The sequence below is a fragment of the Bradyrhizobium agreste genome, assembly GCF_016031625.1.
GTDB lineage: Bacteria > Pseudomonadota > Alphaproteobacteria > Rhizobiales > Xanthobacteraceae > Bradyrhizobium > Bradyrhizobium agreste.
In genome coordinates this window covers 110,171-133,355 of record NZ_JACCHP010000017.1, presented here as the reverse complement: position 1 = coordinate 133,355, position 23,185 = coordinate 110,171, and the positions used below count along the sequence as shown (strand labels likewise).

Here is a 23,185-nt window from a genome sequence, read left to right as displayed (position 1 = left end):
TCAAGATAGGATTATCGGAAAGCGGCCAGCGGCGCGGCCTGATTAACCAATCGTTGACCATAAAAAACTATGAAAAATCATGCGGCTAACGAACCCTTACCGCCCCGTGGCAGATCCTCCGTTGAACTACGGAGACAGTGTCGCCGCGCGCTGTGAGAAACGGCATCTCCTTACCGCATTGGCATCGCTGGCAGCAATTTTCGCGGCTGTTCCAGTGGCATTCGCGCAGCAGGCGAACCAGCCGGGTTTCGATCCGCGCCAGCCCGAGAAATATTTCGATAACCAGACCGAGCAGGAATCGCTCGGCCGTCCAGCGGTCCGGTTGCCGAGCGTCGGACAGTCCACGACGGACGGCGATACCAAGCCGCAATTCGTCCTGCACGGCGTCAGCGTCAGCGGAGCCCATGCCGTTTCCCCCGACCGCATCGCTGCGGTCTACCGGCATTATCTAGGCCGGAAGGTCTCGCAGGCGGATTTGGGCACGATCGCAGGCGCCATCAGCGACCTCTATCGCGAAGCCGGCTTTCATCTGAGCCGCGCCATCGTGCCACCGCAGGACATCGCCGACGGCCGTGTCCGGATTCAGGTCTTGGAAGGCGCAATCGTGCAGGCCGAGCTGAAGGGCGACGGCGCCGAGCAGTTCGGCATAAGGCCGATGCTCGCGCCGGTTCTGGCCGAACAGCCTTCGCGACTGGTAACGCTCGAACGCCAGCTCTTCCTGATCAATGGCAGGCCGGGCGTCCGGATCACCGACACTGCGCTGGAGGAGATCGGCGGTACGACGGGCCGCTTCCGCCTGACCATCTATTTGAAAACCTGGCACGTCTTCTCCTCGTTCGGCCTCGACAATCTCGGATCCTCGTCGGTCGGTCCCTGGCAAACCTACGCTACCGGCGCGTTCAACTCCTACCTCACGCCCGGCGACACCTTGGCGGTCAACCTGTCGACCATTGCCAACGACCCCCGCCAGCTCGGCTTTGCACGCCTGTCGTACGATGCACCCGTCGGCATCGACGGTGTCCGCCTCGGCGCTTCCGTGCTGTACAGCGCGGTACGGCCGGGCGACATGCGCCGGCTCGACAGCGACATCACCACGACCGAGGCGTTCGAGCTGCGTGCCAGCATGGTCCCGTTGCAGTCGCAATCCTCCACGCTCACGCTGACCGCTGCGACGACCTTCAGCAATGTGTCCGAGCATGACCTTTACGGGCCCTGGTACAACGACCACATCAGGACGGCGAGCCTGACCGCCGACTACCGGCTGCTGGATCGTTTTGGCGGTACCAATTTTGCGACTCTGGCTTACCGTCAGGGCCTGGACATTTTTGGCGCCTCGCATTTCGACGACGATCTGTTGTCGCGCGACGGCGCCTCCTCGAACTTCTCGGTGCTGAACCTCTGGTTCACGCGCTATCAGACACTCAACGATGTCTGGTCGCTCAAGCTCGCTGCGGCGAGCCAGACGGCGTCGCGTCCGCTGTTCACCTCACAGCAATTCTATCTCGGCGGCGCGGCCTTCGGCCGCGGCTATCGCGCAGCCGAGATCAGCGGCGACAACGGCCTCGCCGGCTCGCTCGAGCTGCGCTTCGACCAGAAGCTCAATTTCCGCTACTGGACCGGCTATCAGCTCTATGCCTTTGGCGACGCCGGCGCCGTCTGGAACCACGGTTACCGCCTGAGCGACGGCCTGTCGCTGACATCGGCCGGAGCCGGTGTGCGCTTCTTCCTGCCGGACGACCTCCAGGCCGATTTCGGCGTCGCCGTCCCCCTGAGCTACCGGGCGCCGGACAACGAGCGTCGCAGCCCGCGCTTCCTTTTCACGCTGTCGAGCGCGTTCCGGCTCTGCCCCGAACGCGGCCGGGCGAGCTGTCTCTAGCCCGTTCTTCGCGCGATCGAGCCGGCTTGCGGCCTTTTCGCGGCCTTGTCCACAGACTTGCCTAAATTTGATCCCGTAACCTCCTCACGATCGCTCGACCGGGAGTTCCCAACGATCATGTTCAGGCAAAGGTGATTTGAGACGGATCATGAAAAAGGTGTTTGCCACCCTGGCGCTTCTCTGCGTCCTCGGCATCGGGCAGTATTTCGTCGTCAGCCAGTTCGCGATCCGCCATGAGGCCCTGGCCCTCTTCGACGCCTCGCGCCAGCGCCCGATCTCGGTCGAGATCGCCGTGCGGCGCGACTACGAGACCAAGGCCAATCTCGGCCTCTGGAAGCTTCCCCTCGCCGTCATCAGCAACGGCAACACCGTCAAGGCGACCGAATATTCCTTCCTTGCCAACGTGCTCGCCGCGCGAGGCTATCTGGTTGCCAGCATCCAGCAGGACTTGCCGAGCGATCCGCCGCTGATGACGCAAGTCGGTCAGCAATATGTCGGTCGGCGTGACGTCTACATCCGCTGCGAAGCCAACATTCTCTTCGTGCTGGGCGAGCTGAAGAAACGGCAGGAGAACGTCGAATACGACCACATTACCCTCGTCGGCCACTCCAATGGCGGCGACGTCTCCATGTATGTCGCCCATCAGCACCCGGAGCTGGTGTCGAAGGTGATCACGCTCGACAATCTGCGGGTGCCCTTTGTGGTCAGCGACCACATGAAGATCCTGTCGTTCCGCTCGAAGGACCCGCACTTCGTGACAGACCCCGGCGTGCTTCCGACGCCGGAAGAGGCCAAGGCGCGCGGCATCGACATCATCCTCACCGGCGCACAGCACACGGAGATGAGCGACCGCGGTCCCACCTCGGTCAAGGAGAAGATACAGGAGACGCTCGACCGCTTCCTGCGTGACAGCGCCAGCAGCGCGCTCGCGCCGGCGGAAACGAAGAGCCCAATGATCATGAACCCAGGAGATTATTAGCCGGGACGCTTTGCGGCAGATCAAGGCGGCTCTCACGCGGCGCGGTAGAAAACCACATGGCGTCGGAGAGACACGTGTCGCACGATACCGGAAGTCTTGATACGAAAAGCTTTGTTCCGAAGGGCCAGCCCGCGGCGAGAGTGCCGGGATTCATGCGGCATCTCTATCGTTCGACCCGCAGGCTACTGCGCTCGATCGTCGCTCGCATCGATCTCTCGCAGTTTCCAGGATCCTGCTGCGGATGAGCGCGGCAGCCGCAAGCGAATGCAGAAAGATTGCCCTATGCTCCGGCATGTGAGACGGATTTTCCTGCTGCTTGGCCTCGTCTCTGGCTTCGGCTCGTCGTCTGCTCTCGGCGCTGATGCCAATCACGGCGCCGAACTCGCCAGGCGCTGGTGTGCCAGCTGCCATGTCGTGGCGAACAGACAGGCCCAGGCGAGCGCCGACGTCCCTTCCTTTACGTCCGTCGCGCGCCGGCCGGATTTCAGTGCGGAAAGGCTCGCCTTCTTCCTGCTCGATCCGCACCCGAAGATGCCGAATTTTCCCCTGAGCCGAACCGAAGCCGGCGATATCGCGGCCTACATCGCATCGCTGCGTTAGATGCCTGATCGGCCGCCGAAGGCCGCGCTCGCGCAAACAGCGCAGCGCATTTCCGAAGGTCATGCTTCAGGAATAGATCGAGCTTCATCCCTGATGGTTACGCCGGGCTGCACGAAGGCTGCAAATGCAAATCCCTGCCGGTGGACCGGCAGGGATCAGCAGAAAGGATGACGGACGGCGAATGGGATCATTCGGTGGCCCGTCATGGACCTGCACCGGTATCGAAGCGCGGATCTTCACGTCATACAAGATCAATTTGTGGGCACGCTGTACACAGACCGAGAATCAGGACTTGCCTTTGCCGGGCTGCATGAGACTGCCGGTCATCTGACGCATGTGATCCCCGGCGCTGGTGAACTGACTGCGGAGGAAATCGGATTGGATTCGCATCGCCTCCTGGAGGTCGGTGGCATGCACCAGCTTGCGTGCATGCTCGAAGGCCGACTTCATGTTCTGCTCCGTGAAAGCCAACGCCTGCTTCGACACCTCTGTCCCCGCCCCCGGAACGGACGACATCGATTTGGTCGCCGCTTCAAAGAACATGCCGAAAGCCTTCTCCGCCTGGTCGATCGTCTTCTCGGCCAAGTCGCGCAGTTCGGCCGGAACTTCGAGCTTCGGTTCGATCATGATCGCACTCCTCCCTTTTTCCCATCTGAATACCACACTTGCCCGGCCGCTATCCAGCGGCCAGCCCTGCGGGGAACGACACCGGGAGCCCTGCTTCGGCAGGAAAGGATCGGGAAACGGCATGGGGCCGGCGCGCGGCCAGACTTTAGGATAAGGGGTGCTCGGGAAGAACTTCTTCGGTGGCGAGATCTTCGACCAGCTTGATCACCTCGAAGCGCTGTCGCGGCGCAAGCTTCAGGAAGGCGCGGAGCAGGCGCAGACTTTCGACAGTGCTGCCTGCAGGCACACCGAGCTTGAGATGCAGCTCGGCCGCGAAATTGAGGTTTTTCATCTCGCACCTATGACAAGCATCGGTCGTGATCCTCTCGACAACCGAACGCCGAACAGAACCATGGCGACGAACGTTCGGCCGAAGGGACCCGCCGGGTTGCACGCTGAACCGCATCCAAACGACAGCCGCCATCTGGTTGCAACTATGCCAAGCAACAACCCATCCGGCAAGCCCAACCGTGGGTATAGCGATGCCTGGTCTGCATCGCGCTACGGCGTTTTCCGGATAACAGGAATATCGCTCGCCGTCACCCACCTGCGTCAAGAAGCGGCATCAATCACGCAACACAGGCCCTCGTGGGTATCAATCGACACAGGGTTTCGTCGTGTTTCCGATGTGAATGCACGTTAGCGCGCACGAATTGGCGATTCTTCGGCAATATACACGCATTTGTTGAATCCGGTCCCGGCGGTTGCATTAGGCGCGTGAAAGTCGATCTCGCGGCCGGTCCACCGTGAACCGCCGTCAATGCGCAAGCGACCAAGCCGTTGCGGCACGGCCACGCAGATTGGGGCGCCATGGCTGAAGACTCTCCGATGTGGGCGCGCCTCAGCACCAAAGGACGACGGCATGCTTTCTCGCTGCGATCTCATCAAGGGCGCCGCAGTCGCGCTTCTCACCCTCTCGACACAAGGCGCATGGGCGCAGGAGACCAAGATGAACCTGTTCAAGATCGTCACCGTCAAGGACGAGATCGTCGTCGGACTGTCGGCGGAGGAGCTTCAGGCGCTCGGCGGCAATGATGCGAGCGCCGTTGCACATGCGCTGGCACAGAAAGGCGATCTCACCGTCTGGCAATACAACGTGCATCGTGGCCCCAACGGCGAATTGCAGCAGGCACCGACAGCCAAGATCGGCCTGCTGGCCCATGCCTCGCTGCGCGTCGAGCCCTACACCACGCCCTACCGAATCGTCCCTCATCCGTAAGCAATCGATGGGACGCCGGCGGCCGCGACCGCCGGCGTTCCGCAATCATCCGCGCCGGCTCCCGCGCGCCGTTCCCGTCTCCGTCGCGAAGCCGTAGATCAGCGCCAGCCGGTCCAGGCATTCGCGAAAACGCCGCGCGAAGTAATCGTTCCAGCGTTGCGTGCGGACGGCACGACGCTGACCGACCTGATCCATGGTCAGACCCAGCACCAGTACGTCGTGTACCAGCGCGGCACCGTCGGTGCCGAGCTCTCGCTCGACTCGATTGAGCCGCAACACCGCCTGACGCTGGCTCTCGGTGACGGGCTCGCGCGTGCCGGTCCCATCGACATATTCGCGCGTCGTATCCACCGCCTGCGGGCCACGCTCCGCCCGCTCCCAGTCGTTCTGGAAGGCGCGCCCGCCGCGGTACTGGGCCTCGTCGATCTGGTGGTGCGCGTGCAGCCGGCCGAGCGGATCGCCGCGGACGGACCGGATGGCCAGGATCTTCTCGCCGGAATCGAGCCCGAGCGGATTGTCGACCTCCACCTCCGCGATCTCGGCGTTAAACGGCACCTCCCGCGACCGCCGGTCGTAGATCTGCGCTAATTTGTAGGACTTGTTGCGTCGGGCACGAGCCACTCGGATACTCCTTGCAAGACTTGGGATTGAACGGCGGGCGGGACTGTCAGACGACCGAGACCAGCCGCAGCACGACGGGTCCTGCGACACGGGTTGCTGACGCAGCCTCGGAACGGCGCGTCAGGCGGCCATGCGGCGCGCAATAGCTTGAGCCCGGCTGGCGCGGGTGGCCGCAGAAGGCGATTTCCTCACCGTCCTTGTCGCCGCCATAGGGATAGCGGCAGTCGGTCGGCTCGAGTTCGACCAATGGGATCAGGCGCGGCTGGATGCCGACACAGCGCAACTTCAGCCGCGCCGCAGGCTTCATGGCGGACTTCGGCGGCAGATTGAGGCTCGGCCACGTGGCCCGGCGCGGCGAAATCAGGCTCGGTTCGCCCGGCAAGGGCGGCGCCAGCGCCGGGCTGGTCATCCATTGCGGCACGATGAGCCCGAGCCGCTTGGCGCGGCCGATCACCGCGCTTCGCGTATAAGCCGTTCCAAACCTTGCGTTTAATTGCCTTCCAATCTCCGCATAAGACATGCCTTTGTGAAAATAGTCGCGAAGCGCGTCGGAGTGCTCCGACGGCCAATGGCCCGGTTCCATGCTGCTGTCCTGTGATGCGCCTCCACCCGAGAGGCGAGACACACATTCCGTTATTCCGAATATAGAGTCAAGCTCGTATTTCTGATATTCATAATTGCATCAATTCCGAATTTCGGATTATAAGAGGCGAAACGGTGCGCAATCGAGGGAATCACCATGTTGGACGTAGCAATGATCGAGCGGGGCCTTGAGAAGACGGGCAAGAGCAAGGGCGGCCTGGCGGCGGCCATGGGCGTGCGACCCGGCGCCGTCTCGGAGATTCTCGGCGGCGAGCGCCTGGTGAAGGCCTCGGAGATCATTCCGATCATGGAATATCTCGAGCTCAATCTCGCGCCGATCATGGGCCGCGTCGGAGCCGGCGCGGTGATCGAGCCGGATTACGAACAGGTTCCGCCGGAAGGTCTCGGTGACGTCACATTGCCCTTCCCGATCATGGAAGAGACGATCGCATTCGAGATCGTGGGCGATTCGATGCTGCCGAAATACGAGAGCGGGGACGTCATCGTCGTCTACAAGGACCAGCGCCACCCGCTGTCGAGCTTTTACGGCGAAGAGGCAGTGGTCCGCCTCAAGACCGGCGAGCGCTATCTGAAGACCATCGAGCGGGGCAAATCCCCCTCGGTGGTCAACCTCACGAGCTTCAATGCCAAGCCGATCGTCGGTGTCAAGCTCGACTGGGTCGGGGAGATCTGCCTGTCCATGCCCAAGGGGCAGCTTGAGCGGCTGCGCGCGAAGTCGGCGCGCCCGCGCAAGAAGGGTAAATGAGACAGCCGCCATTTCCGATTTATAGAAATCGCGCTTGACATAATTCCGATTTTCGAAAATAATCTGCCGCACCCCGACCACGGAGCGCGGCAGGATCGTTTCATGCAATATTTCGTCGTGATGATCGATTATGGGCGGCGGGGCCGCGAGGCGGTCGTCGATCCCGAAATCACCCGGCGCGAGGTCATCTCCCGCCTCGCCTCGGGTGAGTATCGGAACGTCTCGTTCATCCACGAGATTGTGGAGAACTCGGTCGAGGATGTCACCGAGGCCATCCTGGCCGAGGCGGCTCTCCCACAGATCGAGCCCGAGGACGTCGATCTCCAGGCAATCCGCCTCGATCACATCCGCGACCTGCGCAAGCACGAGAGGACGTGACGCAGGCCAAGAGCATGATCCGGAAAAGCGTGCCGCGGTTTTCCGAAAAGATCATGCTCCGTCAATAGCCTAAAGCGCGATGACGATTCATCCTAATCGCATCGCGCTTTAGAGCCTGCGCCACCGCCCCGTCGGGCATTACACCAGGAGAACGGTCGATCCCGTGGTCTTGCGTGCCGCAAGATCGGCGTGCGCCGTGGCGGCGTCCTTCAGCGGATAGGTCTGATGCACCTCGATCTTGACCGCACCGGACTTGACGACGTCGAACAACTCGCCCGCCATCGCCACCAGATTTTCGCGCTTGGCGGCATAGGTGAACAGTGTCGGACGCGTGACGTAGAGGGAGCCCTTCTGGGCGAGCAGGCCGAGATTGAGCGGCTCCACTGCGCCGGAGGACTGGCCGAACAGCGCAGCGACGCCGAGCGGGGCGAGGCAATCCAGCGATTTCAGGAACGTGTCCTTGCCGACGGAATCATACACCACCGGCACCTTCTTGCCGCCGGTGATCTCGTCGACCCGCTTCACGAAATCTTCCCTTGTATAGATGATCACGTGGTCGCAGCCATGCGCCTTGGCGAGCTTCGCCTTCTCGTCGTTGCTGACGGTGCCGATCACAGTCGCGCCGAGATGCTTGGCCCACTGGCTCAAGATCAGGCCGACACCGCCGGCGGCGGCGTGGAGCAGGATGGTATCGCCAGCCTTCACCCGATAGGTCTGGCGGATCAGATATTGCGTGGTGAGCCCCTTGAGCATCATGGCCGCCGCCGTCTTGTCGTCGACGCCGTCGGGCAATTTCAACAGCCGGTCGGCGGGAATCAGCCGCGCCTCCGAATAGGCCCCGAGCGGCGAGGCGCCATAAGCGACTCGATCGCCCAGCTTCAGATCGGTGACGCCGGGCCCGACCTCCTCGACGACGCCGGCCGCCTCGCTGCCGAGCCCGCTCGGCAGTTGCGCCGGATAAAGACCGGAACGGTTATAGATGTCGACGAAATTGAGGCCGACCGCGGTGTGGCGGATGCGCGCCTCGCCGGGCCCAGGTTTGCCGACGCTGACCTCCTCCCAGACCAGGACTTCCGGACCGCCGGTTTTGTGAAAGCGAATGGCATGCGTCATGGGCGTGCTCCCTTATCGTTGAGATGAAAGTCCGAATACCGGATCGGCCTTTGAAATAGCCATTTGGTCCGCCCGTTACAGTACAGAGCCGTAACAAGAATGTCACAGCGAACGACAAACGCCCGCCGTTCCGCCTCCGTTCGAAAGAGTTGATGAGGGGATCAGGGCAACCGGCAGTAGCCTTTGCGCGGGGTTTGATGGTCGCCTGCGAAGGAGAGCCGAGATGCCAGCTTACGTTCAGCATCATCAGGACGTCGAAATCGCGCCAGTGAATTGCCCTACCTGTATGGGGTTCCTGCCGATGTATGTGCGCGAGGTCGAGCCGCATTGGAGCCTGGCCAAGATCGACTTCGTCTATGAATGCGCCGATTGCGGCGCCGAGCTGCGGCAGACGATCCGCAAGCCGGAGCTGCTGCGGCACTGACCGCGCCAAGGGCGAACCGCTCAACTATTTGCGCTTAGCGGAAAAAATGCCGTTCGCGCGGGTCTGATGTCTCCCAAACGTGGCTTGTTCTTTGCCGGGAACGCAGGCAGAACAAGCCTCAAGCAAGACCTTTGGGAGCGCCCTTTCGTGGCTGATCAGAAGGCCTCGACCTCGATCGAGGCAGTGGAGAGCGGCCTCGCCGCGCAGGGCTACATCGCGAGCCGGCAGATCGCGACCGCCGTCTATTTGTCGCAGCAGATCGAGAAGCCGATCCTGGTCGAGGGCCCCGCGGGCGTCGGCAAGACCGAGCTCGCCAAGGCGATCGCGGCCTGGCGCGGCCTGAAGATGATCCGCCTGCAATGCTACGAAGGCCTCGACGAGGCCAAGGCGCTCTACGAGTGGAAATACGCCAAGCAGCTTCTCTACACGCAGATTCTCAAGGACAAGCTCGGCGAGGTTCTCGGCGGCGCGCAGACGCTGCATGCCGCACTCGACCAGCTTCACGATTTCGGCGACGTGTTCTTCTCCAAGGAATTCGTCGAGCCGCGGCCGCTGCTCCAGGCGCTTGGGCAGCCGGGCGGCTGCGTGCTCCTGATCGACGAGATCGACAAGTCGGACGCCGAATTCGAATCGCTGCTGCTGGAAATCCTCTCCGATTTCCAGGTCACTATCCCCGAGCTCGGAACCGTCTCGGCGATCGCGCCGCCGACGGTGATCCTCACCTCCAACAGCGAGCGCGACCTCGGCGACGCGCTGAAGCGGCGCTGCCTGCATCTGCATATCGGCTTCCCCGAGCAGCGGCTCGAAGAGCGCATCGTCGAAAGCCGCGTGCCCGGCATCTCGCAGACGCTGCGCAGGCAGATGGTCGGCTTCATCCACGAGATCCGCTCGTTGGATCTGAAGAAGCTGCCGTCGGTTAGCGAGACCATCGACTGGGCGCGCGTGCTGGTGCTGCTCCAGGCCTCCGAACTCGATACTGACATCGTCAAGGACACGCTCAACGTGCTCCTGAAATACGAAGCCGACATCGAGGCCGCGACGCCGCAGGTGACGACCTTCATTGCCAAGGCGGCCCGGTCCAACGTCTTCGGTTGACGCCGATGCGCGAAAATCTACATCGCTTCTTTCGGGCGGCGCGCGGCGCCGGTGTTCACGTCTCGCCGGCCGAAAGCATCGATGCGATGCGCGCCGTCGCGCAGGTCGGCATCTCCGACCGCGCCGTGCTGCGCGATGCGCTGCTGCTGACGCTCGCGAAGTCGCAAGACGAGAAGCTGGCGCTCGGCGACTGCTTTGATCTGTTCTTCAGCCAGCCGGAACCGCGACAGGATCAGCCTGAAGCTGCCAACGAACACGATGCTGCGCAAAGCGACGATCAGCCGCCCTCCTCCGGCTCGGCGGGCGAGGCGGGTGAGGGTCAGCCTCCCCAGGCGCTCGGTCCCTTGGCGCAGATGCTATTGTCGCAAGATCGCAACGCGATCGCGGCCGCGATTGCCAGCGCCTCCGGCGCGGCCTCCCTGTCCGACATCCGCTACTCCACCCAGCGCGGCATATTCTCCAGCCGCATCCTCGACGCCATGGGCCTCCAGCGCCTGCGCGACGATCTCGACCGGCTGACCGCGACCAACCCGCCACTGGCCGAGCGCCTGCGCGCGGCCCTCGACGCCTTGCGCGAAGCCGTGCGCGACACGGTCTCTCAGGGGCTTGCACTCTATGCCCGCGAGGAAGCTGAAAATCTCCGCAACGAGATCCTGCGCAACGCGCCGCTCGCCCGCATCGAGCGGCGCCAGGTTGCCGAGATGCGTGCCCTCATCCGCCAGATCGCGCGCCGGCTGCGCGAGCGCTATTCCAAGCCGCGCAAGCGCCAGCGCCGCGGCCATCTCGACGTTCGCCGCACGCTCCGCCGCAACGCGGCCTGGGGCGGCGTGCCGTTCCTCACGGCATGGAAGCGCAAGCATCGCGACCGGCCGAAGATCGTTGCGCTGTGCGACGTCTCGGGCTCTGTTGCGCAAGTCTCCGACTTCTTCCTGCTGCTGATCCACTCGCTGCACGAGGTGGTCGACGACGTCCGCTCCTTCGCCTTTTCTTCGCACCTGATCGAGGTCAGCGAGATCCTGGAGGCGAAGTCGCCGGAGGAAGCGATGTCCGAGATCATGTCCAAGGTCGGTTTCGGCTCGTCGGATTACGGCTCTTCGCTGGTCGATTTCGAGAAGGAGTTCATGAGCACGCTGACGCCGCAGACCACGGTGATTGTGCTCGGCGATGCCCGCAGCAACAATCTCGACCCACGCGCGGACATTTTGCGCCGGATCTCCGAGCGCTCGAAGCGGCTGGTCTGGCTCAATCCCGAGGGGCGGCTCGCCTGGGGCTTTGGCGATTCCGAGATGCCGCGCTACGCAACTTTCTGCAGCGTCGTGCGTCAATGCGCCACCGCGCAACAGCTCGAACGCGCTGTTTCCGACATTGTGGCGACTTATCAATAGGCAATAGCAGCCACCTCCGTCAGGCTGCGCTCAACTCGGCCTGATTGCACTCCCGAAAGTGATGCGCGATTTCGTCGAGCGCACGCTGCTCCCATTCTTCCGCCTGCGCCAGCCAGAACAGCCGGCGCTTCGAATCGAGCGCTGCGCGCTCTCGGCAAAGGAATTCCTGACTGCGAATTTTCACCAGCCTGTTCATGCACCCCACCTGCCGCGTGAAGTCGTTCCCAGCGAATCAACGTAACAGAGTCCTGAACCTCTCGCCTCATGATTTCTGTGCATATCGCGACGCAGAATGGGACAGCAATACTTCCCGTGCGCTGCGGCAGTTCGCACCGCAACATCCAGTCCGGATCATCAATTAGTGATCGGAGATCGTGACAATATTCGAACGCGAACGATCTTAACTTTTGTGATGCAACGAAGTGCCGCAATTTGTGAAGAGACGTTCTAAACGGCTGACCGAATTCCCGACTCATTGTCGTCGCACGGTCTTCATGCGGTGTCGCTAACAGGGGCACGCGAACCGGACGATCGCCTGAGGCAACATGAGCAACGATTTCGACTTCGATCTTTCAACCGACCAGTGGGAAGCGCTGAAAGCGCTTCGCAACCCGATGCCGAACGGTCGCCTCGCGAAGGCTTATGTCGTCAAGAGCCTGGTCGAGCTCGGCCTTGTCTTCATCGATGACGGCGTCCCTGCAATGACGCCGGCCGGGCGCAAGGCGTTGGTGCGCGGATCTTGCAGGTTGCTGGACCTCGCGGCCTGACGCACACGTCAAAAGATCTGTGCGATCACAATTGCGTAAGCGACGAACACGGCGCCAAGTCCCCACACCATCGCAGGAATCTGCGACCGCCGGCCGACTGACACTTCCAGCCCGATGTAGCTCAACGTGCCCAGGGCCATTCCGTTGATGAGATTGTTGGTCAGCACGGTCACGAGCAACGTCAGCACGATCGGAACCGCATTGACGATATCCGTCATGTCGATGCGGGCAAGCCCTTGCATCATCAGCACGCCGACCAGCACCAGCGCGGGCGCGGTCGCTTGCGGCGGAATGATGACAAAGATCGGCCACAAGAACAGTGCGAGACAGAAGAATCCCGCAACGGTCAGCGAGGTCAGGCCGGTGCGACCGCCGGCCTGCACACCGGTGATGGATTCGATGTAAGCCGTGACGACGGAGGTCCTTAGCAGCGGCCCCACGATCGAAGCCGTCGCGTCGGTCGCGAAGGCCGCGGTGGCGTTCGGGATCGAGCCATCGGGCTTGCGTAAGTTGGCAGCGCCCGTCACGCCGATCAGCGTGCCCAGCGTCGAAAAGAATTCGGCGCACAGGAAATAGAACAGCAGCGGCAGCGCCACGATGAAATGGCTGAAGAGATAGCCGACGTCGAGCGCCATGAAAGTGCTGGTCGGCCAGCGCGGCCACGACAGGATCGCCGATGGCATGGACGTCACCATCTTGCCGTTGGCGCCCGGAACGAAGAAGCCGATCAGCGTCAATATCACGATCGACAGGATCAGCGCCGCTGGGACCCGGCGCGCCACCAGCACGGGCGTGAGCAGGAGGCCGAACAGCGTCAGCAGCACAGGCGGGCTGCGCAGGGATCCCATGGCGATGTAGGTCGACGGATTCTGGATCACGAATCCCGCGCCTCGTAGTGCAATAAAGACGATGAGGGTGCCGACTGCCGCCTGGATGCCGATCTTCAACGCTTCGGGTACATCCTTCGCGACCTTCTCCCGCAGTTTCGACAGGCTGAGGATCAGGAATAGCACGCCGGTGAAGGCGACCATGGCAAGCGCGCCCTGCCAGGGCATGCCCATCTGCTTGACGATGACATAGGTGAAGATGATGTTCGAACCCATCGCGGGCGCCACGGCGAGCGGCAGATTGGCCCACAAGCCCATCACCACCGAGCCGAAGATCGCTGCCAGCGCCGTAGCGCTGACGAGATCGGCACGATCCATTCCGGCGTTGGACATGATCGCGGGGTTCACGGCGATGATATAGGCCATTGCCGCAAACGTGGTCGCTCCGGCCATCATCTCGCGCCCGACGCTCGTGCCACGTTCGGTGAGGCGAAAGGCGCGATCGAGCAGCTTCGCGGCCGCCGGCTGTGCGGGGGCGGCTTGCGGCTTCGTCATCTCGTTCATTCCTGTCCCCCCTACCAGACCACCGGGTGTGCTTCGCCCGTCTGCACGTTGATGAAACCGAGCGGTGCCTGCTCGCACGGCGCTACGAGCACCCAGCTCCAGGGCGCGCAGGTCAGCGTTGCAAACATCAGCCGTTCCGGGAAGCCCGGATACCAGCGCGGCCGGAACGTCGGCTCGTACATCCAGTCGACTTTGCGGCCTTCTGCGTAGAGCGCCTGCATCTCGGCATCGAGCGCTTGCGCCGAGCGACAGCTCATCAGCCCGCCGACCTCGAACCGCACGGTGGCGACGAGCTCGCCTTCGCGCACCAGCGCCCATCCGCCTTGAAGTTCGACCAGCGCGTTCACCGCCTTTGCCATCGCCGCGTCGCACGAGCCGACCACCCAGAGATTGTGCTTGTCATGCGCTACCGAGCAGGCGAGCGCCGTCTCCGGCGTACGCGGGCCACAGCCGCGCCAGAACATCTTGGCGACGCGCCCGTCGCCGGAGAAACGGTCGACGATGGCAAATTTTGTGATGGCCTCGCTCTCGTCGCGCTGCACCGCCCCGTCACGCACCGGCAGGTCGAGCGTGTAGAACTCAGGATGCCAATGGAACGGGCGGATCACCGCCGCTTTCATCGTGGCCCGCCCTGCCTCGGCCCGCAGCTCGAAATCCTCAGGCTTGATCGTGCGCTTGATATTGACGGTCTTGGTCGCCCATTCCGGCCATTCGATCTTGGGCACTTGGCCGAGATAGCGCGTGCCCTCGGAAACCTGCGCGCCATCGGCCCACACTTCAGCGATCGTAAGCTTGTCAACATCGGACAGCAGCACGACATCGCCGAAGCGCCCCGGCGCCAGACTGCCGACGAACGGCGTGAGGCGCATGTGCCGCGCCGGATTGATGGTGAGACACTGGATCGCGATTTCCGGCGCAAGGCCGGCCTCGATCGCGACCCGCGCATTATGATCGCTGGCGCCGAGTTCGAGCGTGTGGCTGGCACTGCGGTCATCGGTGGTGAACGCGATCTGCGACCAATCCTGCAAGCCCTTCGCGAGCAACCATTTGACGATCTCGTCCATGGCGTAGACGCGCAGCTCGACAAACAGGCCGCGCGTGAGCTTGTCCCAGGTTTCCTCGGGCGTCTGCACCTCGTGGTCGGACGCGAGTCCGGCCGCGGCAAAGGCGTTGATGGAGGGCAGATCCCGCAGGCCCGACGCGTGGCCCTCGACGACGCCGCGCGCAGCAAAGGTCGCCTCGATCATGCCCCAGAGCCGCTTGTAGGACGGGTTGTCCGGATTCCACACTGCCGGCCAATCCATGACCTCGTCGAGGCCGGTGACCATCAGGCTTTCGCTCATGAAGCGCGCCTGCTCATCGCGGCCATACCAGCCGCCACCCCACTCATATGCGGTCGGCGGCACAGCCGAGCCGGGTTGCGGAAATATCTTCAGCGGCGAGCCGCGACGGCGTGCCTCGAACCAGAATTCGAGATTGCGCGCACCATTGACGTTGGAGAATTCGTGGCTCGCCTCGCAGGTCCAGGTATTGCCGTGCGGCAGCACCAGCGCCGCTTCCCATTCCGGCGTCAGATGCGAGCTTTCGATATGCTTGTGCACCTCACCGAAGCCGGGCACGGCGGCAAGATCCGGCCGATGCACACGCTCGCGGACCTCGCCGGGATAGCTTCCGGCCGGCCCCACCCACGCGATACGCCGGCCCTTGAAGACTATCTCCTGGTCTTCGCTCCAGATGCGGCTGTGCACGTCGAGCAATTTGCCGACCCGCAACGAACGATCGGCCGGGCGCCGACCGAGCGCCGTCAGCACCAGGTCCTGGCGAATGCGGACCTCATCGGGCGCATTGATCAGGAGGTCGTCGGGGATCGCACTCATGGCCTGCCTCGCTCTATGCCGATACTTTCGCAGCCGCGGTCCGCTTCCGTGGTGACTTGACGGCCTTGCCGCGCGCAGCGGCCGCGGCATCGCGCCGCCGGACATCCTTCAAAAGGGTCGTGAGCGCCCACTCGATCGCGTCGGCGATTTCGGCGCTGGACATGCCGAAATCCTCACGCATCGCATTCCAAGCCAGCACGTTGTTGAGATAGGACGCGAGCGCCTCCGCCTGGCGGACCTCCTTCGCAGGGAGATGCCGCACCAGCGGCGCCATCGCCTTGCGATGCTGCTCTATCAGGTGCCGCCTGAAGCCGGCACGCACCCGCCGGCCTGCCCGCGTCATCGCGATCGCGCGCGCCAGATGCGGATGCCGGTCGAACCGCTTGCATAGCTTGCGGAAGATCTCCGGCAGCTCGTCGGGCGAGGTGAAGGGAATGTAGCTGAAGACGTTGTTCTCGATCCATTCGCCGGCCGCCGCAAACAGCTCCGCACGGGACTTGAAGTGCCGATAGATGGTTCGCTCGGCCACCTTCGCACGCTTGGCCACCGCGGCCATGGAGATGTCGTCGGCTGCCTCGTCCTCCAGAGCCTCGACAAACGCCGCAACGATGCGCTGCCGCGTCATCTCGGCATATTCATCACGCAGGCTTGCGTCATGTCGTACGGCTGTACTCATGTCATAAGTCTGACACCGGTTGATTTGGACGGTCAAGCCGAGACTTGAGGCACGCAGCGCTGCAACAATAGGCGCCTGCGTTTTCCCGGACGCCGGCGGCCAACCCGGGCACGGCCGATCGCCGGCCGCCTGAAAAATGGACTTTTGCGCACCGCCAAAATCGGATTTGCTCTAGCAAGAACTGCGGGCAACGGCGCGGGCAGCAAGGAGCAGACCATGAACGGACTTGGCGGGCTGAACAAATCGCCTGAGGGCGTGGTCATCGGACTGGTTCAATTGCAGCTGCCGAACGTCGTGACGCGCGCCGATCTCGCCAGGCAGACCGAGCGCATCGTCTGGATGGTCGGCAAGGCCCGCCGCAATCTCTCCACCATGGATCTGGTGGTCTTCCCCGAATACTCGCTGCACGGCCTCTCGATGGACACCAATCCGGAGATCATGTGTCGGCTTGACGGACCGGAGGTCGCGGCCTTCAAGCAGGCCTGTGTCGACAACAAGATCTGGGGCTGCTTCTCCATCATGGAGTTCAACCCGCACGGCAATCCCTACAATTCCGGCCTGATCATCGACGACCATGGCGAGATCAAGCTCTACTATCGAAAACTCCATCCCTGGATTCCAGTCGAGCCCTGGGAGCCCGGCGATATCGGCATTCCCGTGGTCGAGGGGCCGAGAGGCGCGAAGATCGCGCTGATCATCTGCCATGACGGCATGTTCCCGGAGATGGCGCGAGAATGCGCCTATAAGGGCGCGGAGATCATGATCCGCACCGCCGGCTACACCGCGCCGATCCGCGACGCCTGGCGCTTCACCAACCAAGCCAACTCGTTCCAGAACCTGATGGTCACCGCGAATGTCTGCATGTGCGGCTCGGACGGCTCCTTCGATTCCATGGGCGAAGGCATGATCGTCAATTTCGACGGCACCGTGCTGGCGCATGGCACGACCGGTCGTGCCGACGAGATCATCACCGCAGAGGTCCGGCCGGATCTCGTGCGCGAAGCCCGCATCAACTGGGGCGTCGAAAACAACATCTACCAGCTCTGGCACCGCGGCTATGTCGCGGTGAAGGGAGGCGCGATGGACTGCCCCTACACCTTCATGCAGGATATGGTCGCCGGCACCTTCCGACTGCCATGGGAAGACCAGGTCAAGGTCACCGACGGCACCTCGTGCGACTTCCCGGCCCCGACGCGGATGTTCGGCAAGACGGCGAAGGCGGCGGAATAACCCGGTTTCTCCGGCGAAACCGCGACAATCTGGCACTGTGGCCCGCGCGCTCGGCAACCTCGTCGCAATTGCGTCGCAGCCGTCGTGGTCGCGGCCTGGGAAGACGATCTCGACCGCGCCATGGCGACGAAGGTGCTGGAGGGCGGCGATGTGGTCGAAGTGACGGCGGGATCGCGGTTCGCGGATCAGTCATTCCACTTGAGGAGCGGCGTGCCGTAGGCCCTCCTCCAGACCGACAGGAAGCGCGGAAACCACGAGTGGGCCACGGCTCCCTTGTAGGCCCAGGTGCGATACTTCAGACCTTGCTCCGAGATCAGCTCCTGATAGCCGCCGTGGAGTTCGGTCGCGGCGCGAATGTCCTTCAGGATTCCTTGCGCGCAGGCCCGATAGGTATCGCCACCCGAGAACTCGTCATAATCCAGCATGCGGTCGGCAAATTCGACGTTGAACGTCGGCCAGGAGGAGCGCCCCTGATAGGCGGGAGCTGCAATCTTGTGGATCATCTTGGTCCGCGGGTTGTCCGCAGAGACCAGGAAGTGGAACGTGCTCGGTATGCGAAACCGTGGCTCGGCGATGATCAGATCCGTCGTCGCGGCAAACAGGGCTCGTTCGCTCGCCTCGCCCAGATCCCAAAATCCGCGATGCACGCCGACGAAATCCAGCGCGACCGAGGAGGCGGGCGTCCCCGCCGGACCGTCCAGGGAATGCCTGATATAGCCGTCTTTGCCGAAGAGGCGGAGCAGGTCTCTCTTGTACTGCGCGAGGTCGCGCCCGAGCAGCCGTTTCAGCTCGTTCTCGTCGACGATCCCGAGCTGCACGCCCCATACGAAGGTCGTGTAAACGGACGCATTGGTCACGAAGCGCCGCCGTTCGGCGCGGGTGTCTGTTGCGGCGGAACGGGGGGCATGGAGATCGCAAAGCAGGTATCTAGTGTCGTCCTCGTTGAACGGCTCGAGTTCGCCTGCGAGCTGCAAAATGGCCCGCTTGAGGTCTCCGCCATATTCCGCCAGCAACAAGCGGCCTGCATGCGCGCATTGTGACATTGCCACATAGGGCGATGCCCTCTCCTCGGCAGAGATCATCTGATGAAGGCCGGCGAGAATGCCGAGCAGCGTATCCGAGGGCCGCGAGAAATAGTTCACGCCGAGGTACCGACCCCGTCCCGCCGGGACAATGGTCGTGGTGACCACGTCGGCGCGAACCGCCTCCAGCAGCAGGCGCACGCTCTTCTCGAGCAGGCGCACCCGCCGCACCGCGTCCTGCGAGTCCATGATCGTCTCGGGATCGAGCACGTCGGGATAGAACCAGGCGAAGTCGCGAGGGTAATAGGCGGAGGCGTGCGGCGCGCCCGTGACGAGGAAGGCCTCGGTCACGGAAAAGGCACTGTCCATCGAGTGCCGATAGAGGTCCTCGATGGCCGACAACGAATGATGCGATTGTCTGAGGAATCGATCGCCAAGAAAATTGACCGCCTGAAGGGCGTTGGCGACGAAGGTCGCAGCCATCCCTTGATAAAACCGGTTTTCACGATGTGATGGAAAAGAGATGTCGCTGTTCATGTCCGTCAATCGGCTGATTGTCCCGTGACCCTCGCGATGATGGCCACCATTTTAAGCATGACTGATTCGTATCTCTACCCGGTGACTTGCGGGTTCGTGACGCTCGCCTAAGCCGTGCGCGGCCTGAAATTCTCGATCACCCGCAGCAACACCCGCGCGCCGGCGTCGGCATCGTTGAGTTCGACATGCTCGTCCGGGTGATGGCTGATACCGCCGCGGCAGCGGACGAAGATCATGCCGACATCGGCGATGTCGATCATGGCCATGCCGTCGTGCCCTGCCCCGCTCGGCAGCTCGAACACGGAGAATCCTTCGGCTTCGATCGCCTGCGCGATCTGCTGCTTCAGCCATGCCGCGCAGGGCGCGGTGCGATTCTCATGGGTGACGTCGAGCTGAAGCGCCAGCTGCCGCCGCTTGGCGATCGCCTCGATCTGGCGGACGACATCGGCCACCGCGCGCTTGCGGTGCATGTCGGCTGGCGCGCGCATGTCGATGGTGAACGATACTTCGCCCGGAATGACGTTGGTCGCGCCGGGCCTCGCCTGGATGTAGCCCACGGTACCGACGAGGCCGCCCTCGTCGGTGCGGCAAAATTGCTCGATCGCACCTACGCATTCGGCCGCGCCGGCGAGCGCGTCACGGCGCAGCGCCATCGGCACGGTCCCGGCGTGACCGGCCATACCGGTGAGCCGCGCCGCAAGGCGCGTGGCCCCGGCAATGGCGGTGACGACGCCCACGGGCAGGTCATGCGCTTCCAGCACCGGGCCCTGCTCGATGTGCAATTCGAGATAGGCAAGCAGCTCGCGCCGCGCGCGCGCGGCCGCACCGATATGGTCCGGATCAAGGCCGAACTGCACGAGCGCCTCGCGCATCGACACGCCATTGCTGTCGCGCGTATTCAGCGCGCTCTCATCGAAGGTGCCGGCCACGGCACGGCTGCCGAGCAAGGTCGAAGCGAACCGCACCCCCTCCTCGTCGGCAAAGCCGATCACCTCGATCGCAAACGGCAGGCGCTTGCCGCGGCGGTTGAGATCAGCGACGCAAGAGATCGCCGTGATCACACCCAGCGGTCCATCCCATTTGCCGGCATCGCGCACGGTGTCGTAATGCGAGCCGAGCATCAGGCAGGGCATGCCCGGCCGGTCGCCTTCATACCGGCCGCAGACATTGCCGATGGCATCGATGCGCGCACTCATGCCGGCCTCGCGCATCCAGCCCAGGATGAGGTCCGCTGCTTGGCGCAGTTCCTTGCTGAGGAAGACGCGGGTGAGTTTTTCGGGCTCTTCCGAGATCGCGCCGAGCTCATTGATCCGGCGAACGATCTCATTGCCGAGCGATGCATCGCGAACGTTACCAGCACCCATCTCGACGAGCTTTCCATCTTCTGAGGACACGGCGGTCCTCACGACAATCGATACAAGTTCGGTGCCAGCGGACATCCTCCGGCGCCGTCCCCGTCGGCGCGTGGTTAGCATGAATGCGCCTTGCCAGCCGACCGTCTGACACCGGTCATGCACATGCACGAGCCGGTTAGGGTGCTCAAGTCAACTGCATACAATTACCAAACAATGCCTAGTAATTAATCTGTTGTCTTCCTCGCCAAATTTCCTCAATTGACAATTCGCCACATGTTTCAATCACTTGTAAAAATTGCACCCTTCATAGCCTCTGGCACGAAGCTTGCGACATCTGATCCGGCTCCGCCAAGCCGGCGCAGCTACGAGATCAAGGCGGGGCATCCGCCAAGGGGAGCGAGCAATGGATTCTGGCACGATTTCACGACGTCATTTGTTGCAGGGCGCCGCGGCCCTCACCCTCGGTGCGGCAGCGGGCCTCCGCCCGGCCTTCGCGGCCGAGACCACCATCGGCTTCATCTATGTCGGCTCGCGCGACGACTACGGCTACAATCAGGCGCACGCGCAGGGCGCGGCGGCGCTGAAGAAGATTCCCGGCCTCAAGGTGGTCGAGGAGGAGAAGGTGCCGGAGACCGACGCGGTCGAGAAGACGATCGAGTCCATGATCAATCTCGACGGCGCCACCCTGCTCTTCCCGACCTCCTTCGGTTACTACAATCCGCATATGATCAAGATGGCCAACAAGTACCCGAAGCTCCGCTTCGAGCATTGCGGCGGCCTCTGGAGCGAGAAGGACCCCAAGAACTCCGGCAGCTATTTCGGCTATATCGACGAGGCTCAATACATCTCCGGCATCGTCGCCGGCCTGACGTCGAAGAGCGGCAAGCTCGGCTTTGTCGCGGCCAAGCCGATCCCCCAAGTGTTGCGCAACATCAACGCCTTCACGCTTGGCGCCAAGTCCGTCAATCCAAAGGCCACCACGCAGGTGATCTTCACCGGCGACTGGTCGATGCCGGTCAAGGAGGCCGAAGCCACCAACAGCCTGATCGATCAGGGCGTGGACGTGCTCACCTGCCACGTCGATGGGCCCAAGACCATGGTCGAGAATGCCGCGCGGCGCGGCGCCTTCGTCTGCGGCTATCACACCAACCAGTCGGCGCTGGCACCCAAGGCTTATCTCACCGGCGCGGAGTGGAACTGGGAAGCGCTCTATCCGAAGTTCGTCAAGATGATCGCCTCCGGGGAAGGCATCCCGAATTTCTACCGCGGCGGCCTAAAGGAAGAGATCGTCAAGACCTCGCCCTACGGCGAAGCGGTCTCGGCCGAAGCGCGCAAGGCGGCCGATGAGGCCAAGGCAAAATTCCTGTCGGCAGAAGGCTACGCCATCTTCAAGGGTGGGCTGGTCGACAACAAGGGCAAGACGGTGATCCCCGCCGGTACTGACCGCGGCCAGAAGGATCCTGAACTGGAGAAGATGGACTACCTCGTCGAGGGCGTGCTCGGAGCCACTTCGTGACCACGGAAGCGGCGGATTCCACGGACGCGGTCGGGACAATCGCCCCGGCCGCCGATCCCGGTTTTCTCCAGCGTCACGGCGGCACGATCGAATATGTCCTGATCCCGGGCGCGGCGCTCGTCGGCGCGCTCGCGGTGTTCGGCATCTTCGTCGCGATGTTCGGCAAGAACCCGCTCGATCTCTATTTCTACATGTATTACGGCGCGTTCGGTACCTGGTTCTCGTGGCAGAACACGCTAACGCGTGCAGCGCCCCTGATCCTCACCGCACTCTGTACCGCGCTCCCGGCGCAGCTCGGCATGGTCATCATCGGTGGCGAAGGCGCGCTGCTGATCGGCGCATTGTCGGCAACCAGCGCCGCACTCGCGCTTCAGGGCCTGCCGCCGTTCGTCGTCCAGATCGCCATGATCTGCGCTGGCGTGATCGGCGGCGGCTTATGGATCATGCTTTCCGGCGGCTTGCGGCAATATCGCGGCGTCAACGAGACCATCTCGAGCCTGCTGCTGGTCTACATCGCGCTTGCGATCCTCAACCATCTGGTCGAAGGACTGATGCGAGACCCCGCCAGCCTCAACAAGCCGTCCACCCGCGAGATCGGCGCCGCCAACATGATCGGCTCCATTCCAGGCACCGACGTGCATTGGGGCCTCGTGTTTGGCCTGATCGCCGCGATCGCCTCTTACATTCTGATCTATCACACCGTGTTCGGCTTCGCCGCGCGCGTGGCCGGCGGCAACATCCGTGCTGCGAAGATCGTCGGCCTCGGTGTCGACAAGCTGATCCTGACCGTCTGCTTCCTTGCCGGCGGCGCGGCTGGCCTTGCCGGCATGGCCGAGGTCGCCGCCGTGCAGGGACGCACCAACGCCAACCTCGCCGCCGGATACGGCTTCACCGGCATCCTAGTTGCCTTCCTGGCGCGGCAAAATCCGCTCGCCATCATCCCCGTTGCGATCCTGCTCGGCGGCATCAGCGCCAGCGGCGGCCTGCTACAACGCCGCCTGGGGCTGCCCGATGCGTCCGTGCTGGTGCTGCAGGGCATCATCTTCGTTTTCGTGCTCGCCAGCGATGCGCTCTACGGCCGCATCGGATTCCTGAAGGGAAAATCCTGAG

24 protein-coding genes and 1 pseudogene are annotated in these 23,185 nt (G+C 63.1%); 14 read left to right on the top strand and 11 right to left on the bottom strand.

Translation table 11 applies throughout. The annotated features are described in order from the left end of the window. The first annotated feature begins 79 nt into the window (after positions 1 to 79). The 3 genes from HZZ13_RS24295 to HZZ13_RS24285 all read left to right on the top strand — a co-directional run bounded on the left by HZZ13_RS24295 (position 80) and on the right by HZZ13_RS24285 (position 3,455). On the top strand, positions 80 to 1,876 hold the full coding sequence (locus HZZ13_RS24295) for a ShlB/FhaC/HecB family hemolysin secretion/activation protein (RefSeq protein WP_197962027.1): 1,797 nt from the start codon (positions 80 to 82) through the stop codon (positions 1,874 to 1,876). Positions 1,877 to 2,024: 148 nt separating this feature from the next. Beyond that, positions 2,025 to 2,855 carry an alpha/beta fold hydrolase gene (locus HZZ13_RS24290; RefSeq protein WP_197962026.1) on the top strand — a complete coding sequence of 277 codons (831 nt, stop codon included), beginning with the start codon at positions 2,025 to 2,027 and terminating at the stop codon, positions 2,853 to 2,855. A gap of 282 nt (positions 2,856 to 3,137) precedes the next feature. Further along, on the top strand, positions 3,138 to 3,455 hold the full coding sequence (locus HZZ13_RS24285) for a c-type cytochrome (RefSeq protein ID WP_197962025.1): 318 nt from the start codon (positions 3,138 to 3,140) through the stop codon (positions 3,453 to 3,455). A gap of 285 nt (positions 3,456 to 3,740) precedes the next feature. Here HZZ13_RS24285 and HZZ13_RS24280 read toward each other — a convergent pair whose 3' ends face one another. Both HZZ13_RS24280 and HZZ13_RS36955 read right to left on the bottom strand, forming a co-directional pair. Continuing rightward, the gene (locus HZZ13_RS24280; protein WP_128926959.1) at positions 3,741 to 4,082 is read right to left on the bottom strand and encodes a phasin; all 342 of its coding nucleotides are present in this window, start codon (positions 4,080 to 4,082) and stop codon (positions 3,741 to 3,743) included. A gap of 145 nt (positions 4,083 to 4,227) precedes the next feature. After that, positions 4,228 to 4,413, bottom strand: a complete 186-nt coding sequence (locus HZZ13_RS36955) for a hypothetical protein (protein ID WP_246504543.1) — start codon at positions 4,411 to 4,413, stop codon at positions 4,228 to 4,230. Positions 4,414 to 4,983: 570 nt separating this feature from the next. On the opposite strand from HZZ13_RS36955, the gene HZZ13_RS24270 reads away from it, so the two are divergent. Next, complete coding sequence (locus tag HZZ13_RS24270) at positions 4,984 to 5,340, top strand: hypothetical protein (RefSeq protein ID WP_197962023.1); 357 nt, start codon at positions 4,984 to 4,986, stop codon at positions 5,338 to 5,340. 45 nt (positions 5,341 to 5,385) lie between these two features. On the opposite strand, the gene HZZ13_RS24265 is transcribed toward HZZ13_RS24270, so the two are convergent. Then, positions 5,386 to 5,961, bottom strand: coding sequence for a hypothetical protein (locus tag HZZ13_RS24265; RefSeq protein ID WP_197962022.1), 576 nt, complete (start codon positions 5,959 to 5,961; stop codon positions 5,386 to 5,388). A gap of 46 nt (positions 5,962 to 6,007) precedes the next feature. After that, the gene (locus HZZ13_RS24260) at positions 6,008 to 6,544 is read right to left on the bottom strand and encodes a GcrA family cell cycle regulator (RefSeq protein WP_197962021.1); all 537 of its coding nucleotides are present in this window, start codon (positions 6,542 to 6,544) and stop codon (positions 6,008 to 6,010) included. Positions 6,545 to 6,700: 156 nt separating this feature from the next. Here HZZ13_RS24260 and HZZ13_RS24255 point away from each other — a divergent pair, with 156 nt between their 5' ends. Next, on the top strand, positions 6,701 to 7,309 hold the full coding sequence (locus HZZ13_RS24255) for a S24 family peptidase (RefSeq protein WP_024343287.1): 609 nt from the start codon (positions 6,701 to 6,703) through the stop codon (positions 7,307 to 7,309). A gap of 102 nt (positions 7,310 to 7,411) precedes the next feature. After that, on the top strand, positions 7,412 to 7,687 hold the full coding sequence (locus HZZ13_RS24250) for a hypothetical protein (RefSeq protein ID WP_197949840.1): 276 nt from the start codon (positions 7,412 to 7,414) through the stop codon (positions 7,685 to 7,687). A 138-nt stretch (positions 7,688 to 7,825) separates the two neighbouring features. On the opposite strand, the gene HZZ13_RS24245 is transcribed toward HZZ13_RS24250, so the two are convergent. Beyond that, positions 7,826 to 8,800, bottom strand: a complete 975-nt coding sequence (locus tag HZZ13_RS24245; RefSeq protein WP_197962020.1) for a quinone oxidoreductase family protein — start codon at positions 8,798 to 8,800, stop codon at positions 7,826 to 7,828. Between the two features lie 223 nt (positions 8,801 to 9,023). Between HZZ13_RS24245 and HZZ13_RS24240 the strand changes: the two genes are divergently transcribed. The 3 genes from HZZ13_RS24240 (at position 9,024) to HZZ13_RS24230 (ending at position 11,704) form a co-directional block, all read left to right on the top strand. Further along, entirely contained in the window at positions 9,024 to 9,224 is a 201-nt protein-coding gene (locus HZZ13_RS24240; RefSeq protein WP_036007702.1) for a hypothetical protein, read from the top strand. Positions 9,225 to 9,371: 147 nt separating this feature from the next. Further along, the gene (locus HZZ13_RS24235) at positions 9,372 to 10,319 is read left to right on the top strand and encodes an AAA family ATPase (protein WP_197962019.1); all 948 of its coding nucleotides are present in this window, start codon (positions 9,372 to 9,374) and stop codon (positions 10,317 to 10,319) included. Positions 10,320 to 10,324: 5 nt separating this feature from the next. Next, positions 10,325 to 11,704 (top strand): vWA domain-containing protein, encoded by a 1,380-nt coding sequence (locus HZZ13_RS24230; RefSeq protein WP_197962018.1) that lies wholly within the window; start codon positions 10,325 to 10,327, stop codon positions 11,702 to 11,704. A 19-nt stretch (positions 11,705 to 11,723) separates the two neighbouring features. Here HZZ13_RS24230 and HZZ13_RS24225 read toward each other — a convergent pair whose 3' ends face one another. Next, positions 11,724 to 11,900 carry a hypothetical protein gene (locus HZZ13_RS24225; RefSeq protein WP_197962017.1) on the bottom strand — a complete coding sequence of 59 codons (177 nt, stop codon included), beginning with the start codon at positions 11,898 to 11,900 and terminating at the stop codon, positions 11,724 to 11,726. 349 nt (positions 11,901 to 12,249) lie between these two features. Here HZZ13_RS24225 and HZZ13_RS24220 point away from each other — a divergent pair, with 349 nt between their 5' ends. Beyond that, positions 12,250 to 12,471 carry a hypothetical protein gene (locus tag HZZ13_RS24220; protein ID WP_197962016.1) on the top strand — a complete coding sequence of 74 codons (222 nt, stop codon included), beginning with the start codon at positions 12,250 to 12,252 and terminating at the stop codon, positions 12,469 to 12,471. An 8-nt stretch (positions 12,472 to 12,479) separates the two neighbouring features. Here the strand turns inward: HZZ13_RS24220 and HZZ13_RS24215 are convergent, their stop codons facing one another. Genes HZZ13_RS24215 through HZZ13_RS24205 form a run of 3 tightly spaced genes read right to left on the bottom strand, consistent with a single transcriptional unit; the run spans position 12,480 to position 16,415 of the window. Continuing rightward, positions 12,480 to 13,862, bottom strand: a complete 1,383-nt coding sequence (locus tag HZZ13_RS24215; protein WP_197962015.1) for an NCS2 family permease — start codon at positions 13,860 to 13,862, stop codon at positions 12,480 to 12,482. Between the two features lie 11 nt (positions 13,863 to 13,873). Then, a complete protein-coding gene (locus HZZ13_RS24210; protein ID WP_197962014.1) occupies positions 13,874 to 15,739 on the bottom strand; it encodes an adenine deaminase in 1,866 nt (621 codons plus the stop codon). Positions 15,740 to 15,752: 13 nt separating this feature from the next. Next, positions 15,753 to 16,415, bottom strand: coding sequence for a TetR/AcrR family transcriptional regulator (locus tag HZZ13_RS24205; RefSeq protein ID WP_197962013.1), 663 nt, complete (start codon positions 16,413 to 16,415; stop codon positions 15,753 to 15,755). 216 nt (positions 16,416 to 16,631) lie between these two features. Here HZZ13_RS24205 and HZZ13_RS24200 point away from each other — a divergent pair, with 216 nt between their 5' ends. Both HZZ13_RS24200 and HZZ13_RS37675 read left to right on the top strand, forming a co-directional pair. Further along, entirely contained in the window at positions 16,632 to 17,645 is a 1,014-nt protein-coding gene (locus HZZ13_RS24200; RefSeq protein WP_197962012.1) for a formamidase, read from the top strand. A 37-nt stretch (positions 17,646 to 17,682) separates the two neighbouring features. Continuing rightward, positions 17,683 to 17,864 (top strand): annotated as a pseudogene (locus HZZ13_RS37675) (hypothetical protein); the annotation flags it as partial. Here the strand turns inward: HZZ13_RS37675 and HZZ13_RS24195 are convergent. After that, entirely contained in the window at positions 17,831 to 19,204 is a 1,374-nt protein-coding gene (locus tag HZZ13_RS24195; RefSeq protein WP_197962011.1) for a hypothetical protein, read from the bottom strand. The pseudogene HZZ13_RS37675 and the gene HZZ13_RS24195 sit on opposite strands and share 34 nt — an antisense overlap. Positions 19,205 to 19,311: 107 nt before the next feature. Next, positions 19,312 to 20,568, bottom strand: a complete 1,257-nt coding sequence (locus HZZ13_RS24190) for an allantoate amidohydrolase (RefSeq protein WP_197962106.1) — start codon at positions 20,566 to 20,568, stop codon at positions 19,312 to 19,314. A 394-nt stretch (positions 20,569 to 20,962) separates the two neighbouring features. Here HZZ13_RS24190 and HZZ13_RS24185 point away from each other — a divergent pair, with 394 nt between their 5' ends. Then, positions 20,963 to 22,075, top strand: a complete 1,113-nt coding sequence (locus tag HZZ13_RS24185) for a BMP family ABC transporter substrate-binding protein (protein ID WP_197962010.1) — start codon at positions 20,963 to 20,965, stop codon at positions 22,073 to 22,075. After that, complete coding sequence (locus HZZ13_RS24180; RefSeq protein WP_197962009.1) at positions 22,072 to 23,184, top strand: ABC transporter permease; 1,113 nt, start codon at positions 22,072 to 22,074, stop codon at positions 23,182 to 23,184. Before HZZ13_RS24185 ends, HZZ13_RS24180 begins: the two co-directional genes overlap by 4 nt. Position 23,185 lies beyond the last annotated feature (1 nt).